The organism is Leptospira semungkisensis, from assembly GCF_004770055.1.
GTDB classification, from domain to species: domain Bacteria; phylum Spirochaetota; class Leptospiria; order Leptospirales; family Leptospiraceae; genus Leptospira_B; species Leptospira_B semungkisensis.
Map to the genome: position 1 here is coordinate 114,395 of NZ_RQEP01000005.1, position 15,024 is coordinate 129,418.

Annotated in this window: 12 protein-coding genes and 2 tRNA genes; 5 read left to right on the top strand and 9 right to left on the bottom strand. The window is 42.7% G+C overall.

Annotated features, from left to right (window positions below; all coding sequences use genetic code 11):
* Positions 1–56: 56 nt before the first annotated feature.
* From EHO59_RS00655 to EHO59_RS00670, 4 genes are all read right to left on the bottom strand, one after another.
* Positions 57–1,016, bottom strand: coding sequence for a polyprenyl synthetase family protein (locus EHO59_RS00655; protein ID WP_135583770.1), 960 nt, complete (start codon positions 1,014–1,016; stop codon positions 57–59).
* Between the two features lie 90 nt (positions 1,017–1,106).
* Positions 1,107–2,006, bottom strand: a complete 900-nt coding sequence (locus EHO59_RS00660) for a transglutaminase-like domain-containing protein (protein WP_135583772.1) — start codon at positions 2,004–2,006, stop codon at positions 1,107–1,109.
* A gap of 97 nt (positions 2,007–2,103) precedes the next feature.
* Positions 2,104–2,928, bottom strand: a complete 825-nt coding sequence (locus tag EHO59_RS00665; RefSeq protein ID WP_135583774.1) for a transketolase — start codon at positions 2,926–2,928, stop codon at positions 2,104–2,106.
* A 20-nt stretch (positions 2,929–2,948) separates the two neighbouring features.
* Positions 2,949–3,335 (bottom strand): hypothetical protein, encoded by a 387-nt coding sequence (locus EHO59_RS00670; RefSeq protein ID WP_135583776.1) that lies wholly within the window; start codon positions 3,333–3,335, stop codon positions 2,949–2,951.
* Between the two features lie 87 nt (positions 3,336–3,422).
* Between EHO59_RS00670 and EHO59_RS00675 the strand changes: the two genes are divergently transcribed.
* The 4 genes from EHO59_RS00675 (at position 3,423) to EHO59_RS00690 (ending at position 5,919) form a co-directional block, all read left to right on the top strand.
* Positions 3,423–3,495: transfer RNA gene (locus EHO59_RS00675), tRNA-Thr, on the top strand.
* Between the two features lie 63 nt (positions 3,496–3,558).
* Positions 3,559–3,640 (top strand) — tRNA-Tyr (locus tag EHO59_RS00680).
* A 471-nt stretch (positions 3,641–4,111) separates the two neighbouring features.
* Entirely contained in the window at positions 4,112–4,591 is a 480-nt protein-coding gene (locus tag EHO59_RS00685) for a DUF4405 domain-containing protein (RefSeq protein WP_167882040.1), read from the top strand.
* Positions 4,592–4,599: 8 nt separating this feature from the next.
* Complete coding sequence (locus EHO59_RS00690) at positions 4,600–5,919, top strand: amidohydrolase family protein (protein ID WP_135583780.1); 1,320 nt, start codon at positions 4,600–4,602, stop codon at positions 5,917–5,919.
* A 17-nt stretch (positions 5,920–5,936) separates the two neighbouring features.
* Here EHO59_RS00690 and EHO59_RS00695 read toward each other — a convergent pair whose 3' ends face one another.
* Genes EHO59_RS00695 through EHO59_RS00705 form a run of 3 tightly spaced genes read right to left on the bottom strand, consistent with a single transcriptional unit; the run spans position 5,937 to position 11,099 of the window.
* Entirely contained in the window at positions 5,937–7,532 is a 1,596-nt protein-coding gene (locus EHO59_RS00695; protein WP_135583782.1) for a hypothetical protein, read from the bottom strand.
* Positions 7,522–10,197 carry a transglycosylase domain-containing protein gene (locus tag EHO59_RS00700; RefSeq protein ID WP_167882070.1) on the bottom strand — a complete coding sequence of 892 codons (2,676 nt, stop codon included), beginning with the start codon at positions 10,195–10,197 and terminating at the stop codon, positions 7,522–7,524. The genes EHO59_RS00695 and EHO59_RS00700 overlap by 11 nt, the downstream gene beginning before the upstream one ends.
* Before the next feature lie 41 nt (positions 10,198–10,238).
* A complete protein-coding gene (locus EHO59_RS00705) occupies positions 10,239–11,099 on the bottom strand; it encodes a ChaN family lipoprotein (protein ID WP_135583784.1) in 861 nt (286 codons plus the stop codon).
* Positions 11,100–11,217: 118 nt separating this feature from the next.
* On the opposite strand from EHO59_RS00705, the gene EHO59_RS00710 reads away from it, so the two are divergent.
* Positions 11,218–11,934, top strand: coding sequence for a dienelactone hydrolase family protein (locus tag EHO59_RS00710; protein WP_135583786.1), 717 nt, complete (start codon positions 11,218–11,220; stop codon positions 11,932–11,934).
* Between the two features lie 66 nt (positions 11,935–12,000).
* Here the strand turns inward: EHO59_RS00710 and EHO59_RS00715 are convergent, their stop codons facing one another.
* Together EHO59_RS00715 and EHO59_RS00720 are read right to left on the bottom strand one after the other, a co-directional pair.
* On the bottom strand, positions 12,001–12,549 hold the full coding sequence (locus EHO59_RS00715; RefSeq protein ID WP_135586365.1) for a glutathione peroxidase: 549 nt from the start codon (positions 12,547–12,549) through the stop codon (positions 12,001–12,003).
* Positions 12,550–12,651: 102 nt separating this feature from the next.
* On the bottom strand, positions 12,652–14,961 hold the full coding sequence (locus EHO59_RS00720; protein ID WP_135583788.1) for a neutral/alkaline non-lysosomal ceramidase N-terminal domain-containing protein: 2,310 nt from the start codon (positions 14,959–14,961) through the stop codon (positions 12,652–12,654).
* Positions 14,962–15,024 lie beyond the last annotated feature (63 nt).

Sequence of the window (15,024 nt, forward strand, 5' to 3'; positions counted from 1 at the left end):
AAAGCCGCAAGATTTTGCGGCTTTTTTTATTTTAAGAAGAAGTTAGAGTGAAACAATCAAACTTCTGTCAGCTTTCTGAATTGCTCTTGGACTAAATTGCCTTCGTTAGATTCCGGATAAGATTTCAGGAATCCGAGAAGCTCTTCCACATCTGCTACGAATTCTTCGTTTAAACTCTTACGAATATTATAACGATTTAATAGAGAGAGAATTACCAAATCATCCTGAGAATTTCTTTCGTCCTTTGCAAAGAGGGAATGAGCCAACTTCTTGTCGTTCTTATCCGCTATCGCAAGAAGTCTTAAGACAGGATAAGTATAAAGTCCATTCCTAAAATCCTTGAGAGGGATCTTTCCTGTTTGGTCTCCCGCTTGGAAATAATCGATCGCATCATCCTGCTTTTGAAAGAGGAATCCGAGTCTTATCCCGAACTCATGCAGTTTCTTTCGGGTCTTTTTCGGAACATCGGCCAATATCCCTGCACCTTCCGAAACCGCACCGAATAAAGATGCAGTCTTACCATACACAACTTTATTATAAATATCTAAAGTGATTTTAGGGTTCTTTTCCCATTGCATCTGAATGAGCTCACTGACGGAAAGATCCTTGATCACTGTAGTGAAAAGATCCATTAGATCGGGAGACCCGAGTCCGTTCAGGTGATCAATCCCGCAGGCGAGAAGATAATCTCCAGCAAGGATGGAGGTCTTATTTCCAAATTGAGAAGGAACGCTAGGCATTCCTCTTCTGGTTTGTGCCTCATCCACTACATCATCATGCAATAGGCTCGCAGAATGGATTAACTCTGCGATCGCCCCTACGTCTGCGTATTTTTCCCCTTTATAGCCCAAGATCCTGCATAAGCAATAGTGCAGGATCGGACGGATCCTTTTACCCCCGGACCGGATCGTATATTCTTTGATCTCGGCCAGGATCTTAAGGTCTTCGTCTATGATTTCTTTTAATTTCTTGTCGAACTTACGGACTAAGAGATCCTTCAATCCATTCCTTTTCACACGGTTTTCCTGTTTCGACAGTATTTAGAATGGAATTTCGGACTCAAGCAGGAAAGAGAGAAAAGGGACCCTTCTGGAAGGTGTAAAATCTCAAGGTTTCCACTTATTGTCCAAAGCGAGAAGATGCCTGGACAGAATCTTTTCCATGTCGCGATCTTCTTTTTTACGATAGATATGGATCAGATTTCGGAACATTCTTTTTAGAATGGTAAGACTGCTCGCATGAGTGAAGTATCTTTCATGAGCCTGGAAACCGTTTGCCTTCAAAAAACGGATGCAAGTGGACCTATCCAACATAACCCCACCATGATAGGAATCTATATAGGTTTGGAACTCGGAAGATTCGAAATGCAATAGAAAATGAAGAGGCATATTGACTCCATACAAAGGAAGCTGGAGTCTATGAGCCACTAAAAGATATATTACGGAAAGTGAGATCGGGATCCCCTTCTTACTTACAAAAACCTTATGGAGATAAGAGTTATTCGGATCCTCATATTGGTCGTGATTTCCTCCGAAGCCTTCTTCTTGAGAAAGAACTCTGGTCAGAAAATGCACCTTGACCTCATCAGAAGCAAGATCTTCGTTCAGATCCACTAGCTCCTCTACCCTCAATGCGATCCGATCCAAGTAGGTTCTAAACTCAAGATAAGAAAGATCCGGATCGATCACTGTAGAAAGTAGGAACACACCTTCTTCTAGATCATCATAATGATTCGGATGTCCCTTCTCCGCTAATAAGGAATAACGATAACTGATTCTTTCGGAATGAACTGCAGGACTTACGGAACGCGCAAAGACTCTTAAGGTAGGATCTTTTAATTCGTCTGCAACTTCTTGGATGCGAACTTGCCAAGGAATCATTCCCGCTATCTCTTTGATGATGCGAGACTTATCCTCTAACGAGGAAAATTCAAGTTGGTAGAATTTATCCTCTATCTTATCCGGAGGGAATGGAACAGTACCGAAAGAAGAATCGGAGGATTGCATATCAATAACCTCCGACTAAGAAAACGAAAGTCAATTCGGAACTGACTTGTAACTACAAAAAAAGGATGTGCGTTATAAACTTACTATGTCTTACTTTTTATAGAACAAGTTGCTCTAATTCTTCAAGAGCCTTTTTCTCTTGCTCTGCATTCGGAGGAGTTCCATGCCATCCAGGATTATTTTCCATGAATGAAACTCCTTTTCCAAGAACAGTTTCAAAAAGAATAATGGTTGGAGATCCTTTATGTGCGTTCGCTTTCTCAAAAGCAGAAAGGATTGCATCTACATCGTGACCATTTGCTTCGATCACATTCCAACCGAAGGCTGCAAACTTCTTATTTAATGGTTCCAGATTCATCACGTCTTTAGTGAATCCATCGATCTGGATACCATTCTTGTCCATGAATGCGACTAAATTATCCGTCTTGTAGTGAGCAGCAGATTGAGCAGCTTCCCAAGTCATTCCCTCTCCGCATTCTCCGTCAGAGATACAAGCATAGACCTTGTAATTCTTCTTTGCGAGTCTTGCGCCGAGAGCAATCCCAACTGAAACGGAAAGTCCCTGGCCCAAAGAACCGGATGAGCTTTCTATTCCCTTTAAATAACGAGTAGAAGGGTGACCTTGTAGTTTGGAGTTAATATTTCTGAAAGTAAGAAGCTCAGACTCAGGAAAAAATCCTGCTTGAGCCATAGCCGCATAACGCACAGCGCATACGTGACCATTGGAAAGAATCAATCTATCTCTATCTTCCCAATCCGGATCGGAGGGCTTGTGATTTAAGACCTTCTTATAAAGAACAGCGTAAATATCCGCGAGACCGAGAGGCCCACCAGGGTGTCCAGATTTAGCAGCAGTGACCATTTTGATCACATTCTTACGAATATTATTGGCGAATACTTTGATGTCCTTGGTGTCTTCCATGAGGGCGACGGCTCCGAATACTAATTGCTCGAACGGAACAGAAAGAGTCCCGAGAGATAAACGAGAGTGTATAATGGTAGAAAAATAAAGTGAAGCTTCCTATGGAACCTTTTTTTTCCCGCAAAGCCGGACCATCCCATGAGAAGCATTAAAATTAAAGTAAGAGCGGCAATGGCTCTATGTATATCGATGTATAGCCTTTCGACGTTCGGAATAACGCCGGACTGCTCGATTCCCTCACCCAAATATTTCAATGAGAGAAGATAAACTGCAGTAGCTAAATTAAAAAGGATGCCTCCTGAATTTAGAAATCGATGCAGACGATTGTTGCGGAATCGAAACCAGTAACCCGCATAGAAAAGAAGAATGGAGATCGTCATTCCCGTGTTGATCAAAAATAGAGGCATCTGTCCAAATAGCACGAAGAGCCAACTCGAGAAAATCCTTTTTAATCGATTGACCCGACAAAATAGAATCTAAAACTGTCTCTGAACGCTGCCTTAGCTCAATTGGTAGAGCAGCTGATTTGTAATCAGCCGGTTGTGGGTTCGATTCCTATAGGCAGCTCGTTCTCCTTTTTCGAATAAGATTGACCGACCACCCCAAGCAAAAATAATGGCTTTGAACAACGGGTAGGTACTCAAGCGGTCAACGAGGGCAGACTGTAAATCTGCTGGCCAAGCCTTCGAAGGTTCGAATCCTTCCCTGCCCAAGATTGTTCTCCTTCTTCACAATAAAATCCCCCGATCAAAGTAAATTTAAAAGATTCGAATAGAGTTATGCGTTTGCGACCCATAGGAAGCGATGTGAGACAGGATGTCGAACAAGCATAACGACGAGCCTACGCGAGCGAGGCAGGAGTGCCGAGCGATGGGGAGGCGAATCCTTCCCTGCCCAAGATTGTTCTCCTTACCTAAAACAAAATCCTAATATACTGAAAAATCCGGAAGGGTTCGAAGCTTTCGAGCGAGAAAGCTGAGGGCGGCCCCCACCCATCTCGGGATTGGGGGGAGTGGCCCGTGGGTTAGCAAGTTTTCCTCTATCACAAAAAACTCCAAGCCGCAAGCAGAAACTTAGCATGTGGGAACTGTTTTCTTTTCCAATTTGCAACGAGCTTTGAATGAATCTTTTGGGAACCTGTGTCGCAAGATACGATCCCATGGACACAAGAGTATTCCAATCAATGAAAATCAAAAAAGAGAACGTTACGCCTTATCTAATCTTTATTTTTCTAATCATCGGGTCGACGGGCATTTTAATGTTCTTTCATGTCCTTGATGAGTATACTACCGTCGTTCATGAATTTTTAGGCTTAAGCTTTGTTGTTTTCGCGATTTTTCATATTCGAATGAATTGGAGTAATATCAAAAATTATGCAAAGAAACGGCAGCTTCTTCTACCGAGCATAGTCATTCTTGTTCTTTCGATCGCATTTATTGTCGGCGGAAAACTGCATGGAAATCTTGAGCATGATATTTTGGAGAAAGTATTAAGAACGCCAGTATCAGATTCCTTTAAATTATTAAATGGAAACTATCAAGACGCAATAGAAATTCTAAAACAGAATCATATCGTCATAGATGATCCTTCTAAATCCTTAGAAGAAGTCAGCATTCAAAATAAAAAATCTCCTGAAGAAATTGTAGAACTGATTCTGAAGTGAGAGTGGACATGAATTTCAATATACAGAGCAAAACTTATAAACATTACGTTCTGAAAACTGCAATCGTAGTGATTGTGATGACTGCAGCTAGTTTCTGGATCGGCTGCAAAAAATCGGGAGCTCCGGAAGACCAGACGATCGCGATTATTAACGCTAACATATTTGATGGAGAAGAACTGATCCCAGATCATACTTTGATCATTAAAGGAGCTCGCATTGATTCTATCGGCAAAGATATTCCTGAAGGAGCTATCGTCGTAGATGCGAAAGGCGGCACATTAATGCCCGGTCTAATAGACTCTCATGTTCATACGGATATAGACGGCCTACGTGATGCGCTCTTGTTCGGGATTACTACTGAACTTGAAATGACAGGCCAATGGATGTTTTGGGAACGTTGGCAAATTGCAAATCGAAATGACATCGCAGATATGCGTTCTGCCGGTATGGGAATCACTCCGCCTGGGGGACATCCTACCCAATACATGAAGTTAAGCAGCAATTGGTTCTTGAAATTATTCTATCGCTACCCGTTCGTTTCCACTCCGGAAGAAGCAATCCGATTCGTAGATAAACAAGTAGAAGAAGGTTCCGACTTCATTAAGATCATCATAGAAGATGGAGAGACTGTCGGCACTCCGGGACTTCCGGTAATCGACGATGAAACATTAGTTGCTTCCGTGAATGAGGCTCATCGCAAGGGAAAGTTAGCAATCGCTCATGTTACTTCTATTGCAGGAGGAAGAAGGGCAATTTCTGCGGGAATAGATGGATTGGCGCATTTATTCTTTGATGAGAAACCGGACAAAGAATTGATCGCTTCCATTAAATCTTCGGGTGCTTTCATTGTTCCCACATTGACTACACTATCTACTGCGTTTGGAAACAGTCCTCGAACATTACTCGAAGACAAACGTGTTAGTTCTAAGCTTAGCAAAGAATGGTTAGAAGCTCTTTCCAAAAACATGAATGTTTATCCCAAAGGAAAATTAGAAGACTCCTTCGAAAGCGTAATGGCTCTTCATAATGCAGGTGTGGATATACTGGCGGGAAGTGATGTCTCCGAACCAATTGCGGATCTTGGAGGTTTGGCTCATGGCGCAAGTCTTCATCATGAGTTGCAATTATTAGTCGCTGCCGGATTTAAACCTATAGAGGCATTACGTGCTGCCACTTCTGTTCCTGCACGAAGATTTAGCTTAAACGATCGTGGTCGAATTTTTCCAGGAGCAAGAGCAGATCTGTTATTGATAGAAGGGAATCCCCTTCAAAATATTTCGGATACTTTGTCTATCGACAAAGTCTGGCGTGCAGGTGTGCAACAGTAAGAGTTAAACGCTCTCTCTTAATTCTTATTCCAGATCACGTAAGAAGGTTTCACGGAAACAACGTAATATTGATCTTTGCCCAACCGTATTTCGGCGTACGCACGATTTAGAACTTTACGATAGACGATATACTCCAAGCTCCAGGGTCCAGCTTCAGAATAAGGTCCCTTGGATGGTTTAGAAGGAGTTCCATCCGAATTCGTTTCTAGATTAGAAATATCTTTCCATTGCCATTTCACGGAAAGAGGAAGATATGCTGGGTCTGCAAATGCGAAACTAGTTTCTTCTTCCTCTTCTCCTACTATGGAAAGAAGTGTTTCTAAACTTCCTGGTGAGACTTCTTTGCAAAACTGAGGCTGAATGGAAGGAGTTCCAAAGAAAGGCCTTCGAATCACCTTGCATAAATATTTTGCGCGGTCTGGAACAATTAGATCCGCTTCCTTATCTCTCGCGTCCCAAAAAGGAAATTTCAAACGACTTTCTGTAGGAACTAATTTGGCAAGGATCTCTGCAGATTCGGAATCTTCTTCCGCATCATCATCCTTGTCGGATGATTTCAATCCAACTTGCTTTGTGAAGAATTCCTGCGCGTCTCTTCCTCCACCTTCCAACGCGTATGCAAAGACTGGATCAGGATTCTCTCTCATTAATATCTTGATAGAAGGAAGATAATCCGAAAGCCAATCGCCTGAACCTGATTGGCATATTTTCTTCATCAAGATTTCGGATTCATCTCCTGAATAGAAAGAGTCTCCTATATAAGTGCAGGCTTCCTTCTTTCTATCCATGAGAAGAAGGTTCTTTGCGGTTTCCCATTTTGCTCGCTTAGCAGAAGAGTAATTCCCGCTCATCAAAAAGTATCGAGTACTAGATTCGAATTTTCCCTTATGGCGTAGAAACTTAGCGTATAAAAATAGAATGTCCGACTTTGAATCATTACTCAGATCCTTAAATCTACCGGACAAAAAAATCCTTCGATAGGGAGTTCCTTTTCCAGATTGAATAGAAGATCCAACCCAGAGAGGAAGTGCACCGTCTTTAGCAAGCAATTCCTTTTCAAAAAGATAAAAGAAGATATGATCCCAACCTTCATAATCTCGATTCTTCATCTTTAAAGAATAGCAGAAACGGATGAGAGGAAAGTTTTCCTTTTTAGAAAGAATTCGATATGGTTCGGGAGGAACAGGTTGGACCAACTCTCCTGTATCCGGATTTATTGTGGGTTCCGGTGGAATCCAGGCGGAAGTTTCTTTAGAACAAGCATTCAAGATTCCTAATAAAGAAAAAGCGCTAACCCCTAATCCGTCGGCAAGATTTTTAACTAAGGGAGACCATTCACCTTTTTTGTTTTTGAGAGTTCCTGCCCTGATCTGATACTGTAGAGCAGGGACATACTTATTGAATTTCTCATATAAAAAATAAAGGCGAGAAGAAGCAGTCTTTCTCACATCTGCAACTGGAGCAGTCTTAACAACTTCTTCGTATAAAGGAATGGCAAAGATGGGAGCTTCCTTTTCGAGCTCGTATGCTTCTTCATAAGAAACTGCTCCGAGTTTTGAGAACCCGAATACGAACAGAAGGGCCAAGACTCCTGCTCGTCTCTTAGAATACATTCTTCAGAAGCTCCTGCTTCGCGTCCGATTTATGAGTGAGAGGGCAAACCTCAGTCGGCACATGAGAAGGATGGAACATTTCATTTTCTTTTTTAGGACAATCCGGCCCTGGAAGCTTTCCTGATTCAGGACAGATCGCGAGGGTCACCGCTCTTTGGGAGTACTGGTATTTTCTTCTTTCGTCTTTGTCTCCCGCTTCTGCGGAATCGAATAGTTTAGCAATTGTTCCCCAAAGAGGAGCCGCCACTGTTCCGCCTAACGCAGACGTTCCCATTCCGAAACTAGGAGAATCATATCCTAACCAAACTGCCATGGAGATCCCAGGTCGAACTCCTACGAACCAAGCATCCCTGTGATCGTTCGTAGTCCCCGTCTTTCCGGCAACTTCGCCCCTATATCCTGTGTTACGAACTCCTGCATGATTCGCACTTCCGTGCAATAGATCTATCATGATCTCTGCAGTCGGAGGAGAGAGGACCTTGCGCGTTCCCGGCCATTTCAGATTGAACTCGTCCTGATCTTTTCTCTGAAATACAACATTCCCCGCTCTATCTACTACCTTTTCTATCAGATGAGGACGAACCACATTCCCATCATTTGCAAAAGCAGAATAAGCAGAGGCCATCTCTAAAGGAGAAAGTTCCAAAGAGCCCAAGGCCAAGGAAAGGTCTCTTCTGAATCTAGTCTTTAATACTTTATCTTCCGGAAAGAAGAACCTCTGAAACGCATCCGAGATTTCGCCTAACCCTAGTTTTTCGGCGATCTGCACGGCGGCAGTATTTTTGGATTTTGCGAGAGCTACTCTAAGAGAAATATCTCCATCATATTGATTTCCGATATTCTCCGGCATCCAGTTCGAGACAGCATTCCTATAAATCAAAGGCGCATCCAAAATATGGGTCGCAGGAGTCGCAATCCCGGAATCGATCGCTTCCGAATATAAGATAGGCTTAATAGTCGAACCTGTTTGGCGATACATCCCGGTGGCTCGAGAGAATTGATTGTCCGCCTTAAACTCGGTTCCTCCATGAAGAAGAAGTATATCTCCCGATTGAGGATCCACTGCCACTACAGCCGCCTGCAAACCACTATCTCCCGTAGTCGCAAACCGATCCGTATCTATGAATAATTCCAAGGCCGGAGAAACATCTGACATCAAATTTCGAAACGGGTTCACATCGGCGTTCTTTCCGATATCGGTCAGCCTATTTCGTCTAACTTGTCCGCTGCGTAGAAGATTTTCCACATGAGACTTGACCACTCTTTGCAATTCCGCCTGAACCGGCTGAGAGATAGTGGTATAAACGGAAAATCCTCCGCTCTCATAGATATTCGAATCAGGATACAAAGTTTGCAGAAATTTTCTTACATGTTCCGTTACGTAAGGAGAATCGTCTTTGCGATTTCCATAGACTGTTTCTCCAGGCGAACGAGTATTAAAGGCTTGGTAGATCTCCATCATGGATGGACGAAGATCTTCTTTTAAAGCGCCGTCATTCTCTAAAGACTTTAAGATGGCTTCTACTCTTCCGAGAGAAAGGTCAGGATTTTTCAAAGGAGAATATCTATTGGGAGCGGATGCCAAGGAAGCCAACACGATCATCTCTGAAATACTCAGATCCTTTGGCTTCTTTCCGAAATAAAATTCAGAAGCACTCGCAAAGCCAAAAGCGCCATGACCCAAATATACATTATTCATGTAATGAAGAAGGATCTTTTCTTTATCTAGAGCGGACTCAAGCGCATAAGCAAGCTGAGCCTCTTTCCATTTTCTGCCGAGACTCTTTTCTCGGTCGTTCATCATGATCCGCGCCAACTGCTGCGTAATCGTAGAGGCGCCTTGTTTAAAACGAAAACTTACTATGTTTACGAAGAATGCTCTTAGAACGGAAGAATAATGGATCCCTCCATGCGAGAAGAAACTTCTATCTTCCACTAGAAGGACCATCTTTCTCAAATTCTCAGGATACGCGTCCCATTCCAAGTTGCTCGTTTTCTTTCCGAAGATCTCTGAGACTTTCTTGCTGTCCCTATCATATATAACAGTGGGTTGATGAATATAAAAAATACTTAATAGACTCTCGACCTCTCCTTCTCTCTGAATGACACCAAGCCAGAAAAAAATAAGGAAGACTAACGCAAGAGGAAGCGGAAGGACCCAAAACCAAAAATTCATTTTGATCTTAGGAAGTTTGAACTTTTTACTTCTATCTAATAATCTTTCTGCGAGAGTCTTTACGGGTCGATGGAATGCTGTAGGACCTTCGGTAGCAGTTCTGATCTTTTGGAACCAAGGACGTTCTTCGGAACCTTGAGACCAACCCTTCTTCCAATCTTCGAATTTAGTACAAAGAGTCTCTAAGAGACCCGGGCTCGAAACCTTCTTCTCTTCTTTAGGAAGTGGAGCTGGAGAAGGTGTATAAGAAACCGGAGGCTTTGGAGGAGTTAAGACAGGAATCTCGGATTGCCGATTCGGTCTGTCCGTTTCCGGCTCCGGAATTGGAGACATGTATTTGACTAGGGCTTTGTTCCCGCAGCGATAACAGGTCAACTTGAAGACTGTCCCGGTAGGAACTCCTTCAGGCAGCCTGGAAATCGTTCCACAAGAAAGGCATTCGAACTTGGTTTCAGTAAGAGTGCGGACCTTAGTCTCCAACATCACTATTAATGTCGGAGGATCCGATTTCTCCTACAAGCACGAAAGTGTTAAGGCACAGGTTTTCTTTCTGTAATCACAAGGAAATCTGCGAGTCCCCAATCGGCATCCATGAAGGATTTGCCCTCTTCTGTTGGGAAAATGCTGAGTACCAAAACTTTTAGACCCATTTGTCTGAGTCGATATGTAAGCCCAAGCCCTCTGTCCGAATGAAATCTTCCGTTGACCTGTACTATTTTTCGTTTTAATAAATAATAAGATTCAGTAATCGAGTCTGCCATGCTTGCATCCCAAACATGCTGGGCATCTATAAATTTTTGCTTATCATGACCGGAACCGTGCTCTCCCAGAACGGATGCAACTGCCTCTTCGTATTCATTTTGTCTATGTAGATTATATAAGTACCTGGGTGGAAGAAAAGGAGAGCGGATCTTATATAAGGCATCCAAACCTTGGCTCGATACCAGGTTTACATATTTTCGAGGTGAGTTAGAAGCAAGTATAGGAATAGATTTTTCTTTAGCATAAGAAACCAAAGGATGATAATCACTAACGTAATTAGGCCAAAACTTTCCGGAACTTAAAAAACCTTTTTCGGTGATCTCCCCTCTTGCATACTCGTCCAAGGATCTTTGCTGATCCCTTTCTAACATTTCCAGCGAAAGTATCAAAGGAAATTTAAGAGATAAATTTTTTAACGCCTCCAATTTCCAAGAATGACCTATCTTATCGTTATGCTCCTCTCCAAAGATGATTACATCTGCATCCTTTGCTTTTTCTTCAATCTCCGACCAAGAAACCTTGGATTTGGTCTTCGTATCATAGATCTCGGGAGAAGGAGACGTAACCGATTCTGCGAACAGAGAGATTGGTAGAAAGATTAGAATTCCAAAATACTTATAAAAAGACATTTTTCCAGATTAAGGAAAAAGAATAAAAAGAAAAGAATTTAATCAGACCAAAAATCCGAGGAAAGACTGGACAAAAGTCAATAAATTTCCATATTTCTAATTTACCGGCTGGAACCGTATGTCTCAAAATCATAATACAACGAAATTGGAAACTGTTCAAATTACCACTGCGCATGGGACCATGCAAGCATTCGTGGCTTATCCGGACTCTTCTCCTTCTCCATGTATTTTAGTTCTGCAAGAAGCTTTCGGAGTCAACGATCATATTAAGGATGTAGCGATCCGATTCTCCAAACAAGGTTACGTAGCTATAGCTCCTGAACTTTTTTATAGGACTGCTCCTCCCGGTTTTGTAGGATCTTATGATGATTTTCTATCTCTTCAGCCTCATTTTAGCCAACTCACTCCGGAGAATATAGGCTCTGATCTTAAATCAGTGCTGGAATGGCTGCATTCGAATCCGAATGTAGAATCTGATCGGATCGCAAGTATAGGATATTGTCTGGGAGGAAGAGCTTCCTTTCTAGCAAATGCGATGTTCTCCTTGAAGGCCGCCGTTTCGTATTACGGAACCAGGATCATCCAAAGTACCGACTACTCTTCTTTGCAAAGAGCACCCTTATTATTAGTTTGGGCAGGAAAAGACAAAGGAAGTAAACCGGATCAGATCCGAACAGTATCGGATTCCTTAAGAGCAGCCGATAAAAATTTTACGGAGCTCGTTTTCTCAGAAGCAGAACATGGCTTCTTTTGCGATGCCAGAGGAGCCTATCACAAATCTTCCGCAGACCAAGCCTGGGCAATGACATTAGCTTTTTTGAAAGAATATGTATAAGAAAGAAAAAGTCGCGGCCCTATCTCAGAAGCTCGCGACTTTGTGATTGCAAGAAAATCTATATTACTACTTTAGATTTTTCTCAATTTCATCCATGACTTCTTTGCTATCCGGTTCCGTTCCGGATCTATAGCGAGCCACTATCTTTCCAGCGGGAGAGATCAAAAATTTTTCGAAATTCCATTTGATATCGCCGGTTTCTGGAGCACTTGCAGTCAGATACGTATACAAAGGAGCTTGGTCATCTCCTTTCACGGAGATCTTAGACATCATGTCGAAGGTTGCTCCCTTTTTCACTCTGCAGAATTGTTCTATCTCTTCGTTAGAGCCTGGCTCTTGAAATAGAAAATTATTCGCAGGAAAGCCAACGATTTGAAAGCCTTTGTCCTTATACTTGCGATATACTTTTTCCAAATTTTCATATTGGTACGTGTATCCGCATTTAGAGGCAACATTCACGATCAGAAGAGTCTTGCCTTTGTATTTGGACATAGACACATCCTTACCCTTGATATCTTTCACAGTGAAATCATAGACTCCTTTCGGCTGAGAAAAGACCATAGAGAGAGGAAGTAATAAAAGAAGAAGAGAAACTGAAAGAGATTTGAGAACCATAGATTGAATCATACGCAAAACCCGGAAACAGGTCTACCTGTTTCCGGGGGATCTACTATGGAATAGATCCGTTTTTTGATTTGAATCGCAGATCTTTTCGTTTTATTGCAAAACGAATTCCTTGGATATTCCTGTGAACTTGGCATACGTCCAGAAGAATACCCAGAACTGTTTCGCCAAACCGTTGTATACGACCCTGTATGTTCCTGGTTGTTGGTTACGGATCAACCAAGTGATCGTAACTTCAGAAGTTGCAGATAGATCTCCTCCGGTTCTTACCCAGTCGTAAGCTGTATAAGGATTATTATCCGTAGCGATAGTAGTCCAAGAACTTCCATTCTTCTTTTGGATCTCAAGATACGTATAATTGTTCGGATCATAGTAAGAAGAAAGTGATCCGTCTAGTTTCTTATCTTGCACGACTCTAGGATGAGAACCTTGGAATCTAACGGAAACAGTATCCTTGGTCTTGCTATAGGAAGCATTTGCATCCGTAAGAACAGTACCAAAATTTCCTCCATCGTTCACGATCCCATTTTGAGAAAGCCAGGTTTGAATAAACTGTTGGTTAGAAAGATCCGGCGGTGTAGGTCCCGCGTTCGTAGTTCTTCCTGCAACGATATCTCCTGCAATTCGATCAAACTCTTGGATCAATGCTGCGTTCGACCAAGGACCGTAAGCAGTAAAGCCTCCTTCAAAGTTTTGAGCGGAATATTCTTCTCTCGTTGCCAAATATTGTGCATAAGCGTTTGCCATACCGGCAATCACTACGTTGGAATATCCTCCTGTAGCAAGAGTCGCTCCCACTTTTGCTCTCAATCTTCTGCTAGCCATAGTGGTTAACTCGAATGGGAAGGTTAAGATCGCTGCATTTCCGATCGTAAGTACTTGCAATGGAAGAACCACAGGCACGAAAGGAACCTGAGGATTTGGGAACCAGAAGCTATCCACTTCTCCTACAGGAAGAAGAGTGAATTTTTCCTTATCACAACCTTCATACTTGGAAGAGTTTAGTGCGATCTGAGCTAAAGGCCAGAGGTATCCTAAGATCTGCGCAGCGCCGCTTGCATTGGTAAGGCTATAATTTTGTTTTACCCAGACTCCGTCCTGAAGTACGAAATTATTTCGGATGTCTCCTTCTTTCGCAAAATCGACAGGAGCTCCTTCTTCGTCACCTGCAAGAAATCCACCACCGATCGTAGCGACGCAAGTTGTGTTCCCGCTATTTGTATCCCAAGGCATGGAATAAGAACCGATATAGCCTTGGTCCACAGCAATCTTATTATTCCAAACCACATGAGAATGTCTATAACCGATGCTTCCAGTTAATACAGTAGAAGCAGAATCATAGATCTCTAATGCTTTATTTCCTTGTTTCGTTCCATGAACGATAGGATTTTCCAAAGGATCTAAACTAGGATCCAGATCATTTGGTCTAAGAAACGCTTTGGTGATATCTGTAGGATTAGGTTGGTTCGGGCTCACATCTCCAACTGCTGTCTGAGGAAAAGCAGCGATAAAACCGTTGCCCTTAGTGGTTTCCACCAAATAGGAAGCGTATCCCTTGTTATCTCCGTGAGCACGACGGTTTGTGATTCCGAGAGAAGTTCCATGAACACCGAACCAGTTGATCAAACCGATCGGGCTTCCGTCAGTTCCTTCGAAGCGGATCAAACTAACTGTTTCGTCCGTATTCTTTGCGAAACTGTCTTTATCAATATTCCAGTTATATGCTGCGCTCGATCTGTTATTGGTCGCGCCAGACAAGGTACCTGTAGCGAATTTGATCCTTGCCTGCTTTCTTGCATTGTATGCGGCTTCGATCGCACTGGCAGTACCGTTCACTACGATATTATAGTGAACCTTATCGAAACCGATCACACCATTGAATAAGTTGAACAAGGTATACCAAGAAATATTAGAAGGAGCAGAGTGATCGTGAGTTGCAAAGATCACAACGTTGTCATTATTGAACGCGGAACCGTATCCGTCGGCTTGGAGTTTCTTAACTACTCCGATCTTAACGCTCTGGTACATGTGGAGCATATCATTGGTTACGATGGCCACCCTCGAGCCTCCGGGGCGTTCTACCACGAATGCTCTGGAAAAAAGCCTCATGGCCAATCCGGACATTTCATCTCCCGGGCTATTATATCCAGTACTAGACTGAACAAAAGGACCTGTAATATCTGTCTTCGCTGCTCCGACTAAAAACACATCCGTTGGTGTGGAAGTCGGCAATGTTGCAAGACTGGTCAATGTAGAGCCTTGATTAGAGGCCGAGTTTGAAGACGAGTTAACAAGAGCGAGTAAGTTATCACTCTCCGATTTTTCCGACGATTTATCGGAACATCCTATGAAGACGAGGATCATGGCGAAGGCACACGCGAGATTCCAGTTCAACTTTTTCATATTCTCCCTACCACCTACGGGTTGTAGGCAACTGGCTTATCCGAATTTCAAAGAAGGTCAAAC

Coding starts and splice junctions, on each gene's coding strand:
- EHO59_RS00660 (WP_135583772.1), bottom strand. CDS start 2,006: ATGCAATCCTCCGATTCTTCTTTCGGTACTGTTCCATTCCCTCCGGAT.
- EHO59_RS00665 (WP_135583774.1), bottom strand. CDS start 2,928: ATGGAAGACACCAAGGACATCAAAGTATTCGCCAATAATATTCGTAAG.
- EHO59_RS00670 (WP_135583776.1), bottom strand. CDS start 3,335: ATGCCTCTATTTTTGATCAACACGGGAATGACGATCTCCATTCTTCTT.
- EHO59_RS00685 (WP_167882040.1), top strand. CDS start 4,112: ATGAAAATCAAAAAAGAGAACGTTACGCCTTATCTAATCTTTATTTTT.
- EHO59_RS00690 (WP_135583780.1), top strand. CDS start 4,600: ATGAATTTCAATATACAGAGCAAAACTTATAAACATTACGTTCTGAAA.
- EHO59_RS00695 (WP_135583782.1), bottom strand. CDS start 7,532: ATGTATTCTAAGAGACGAGCAGGAGTCTTGGCCCTTCTGTTCGTATTC.
- EHO59_RS00705 (WP_135583784.1), bottom strand. CDS start 11,099: ATGTCTTTTTATAAGTATTTTGGAATTCTAATCTTTCTACCAATCTCT.
- EHO59_RS00710 (WP_135583786.1), top strand. CDS start 11,218: ATGTCTCAAAATCATAATACAACGAAATTGGAAACTGTTCAAATTACC.
- EHO59_RS00715 (WP_135586365.1), bottom strand. CDS start 12,549: ATGGTTCTCAAATCTCTTTCAGTTTCTCTTCTTCTTTTATTACTTCCT.
- EHO59_RS00720 (WP_135583788.1), bottom strand. CDS start 14,961: ATGAAAAAGTTGAACTGGAATCTCGCGTGTGCCTTCGCCATGATCCTC.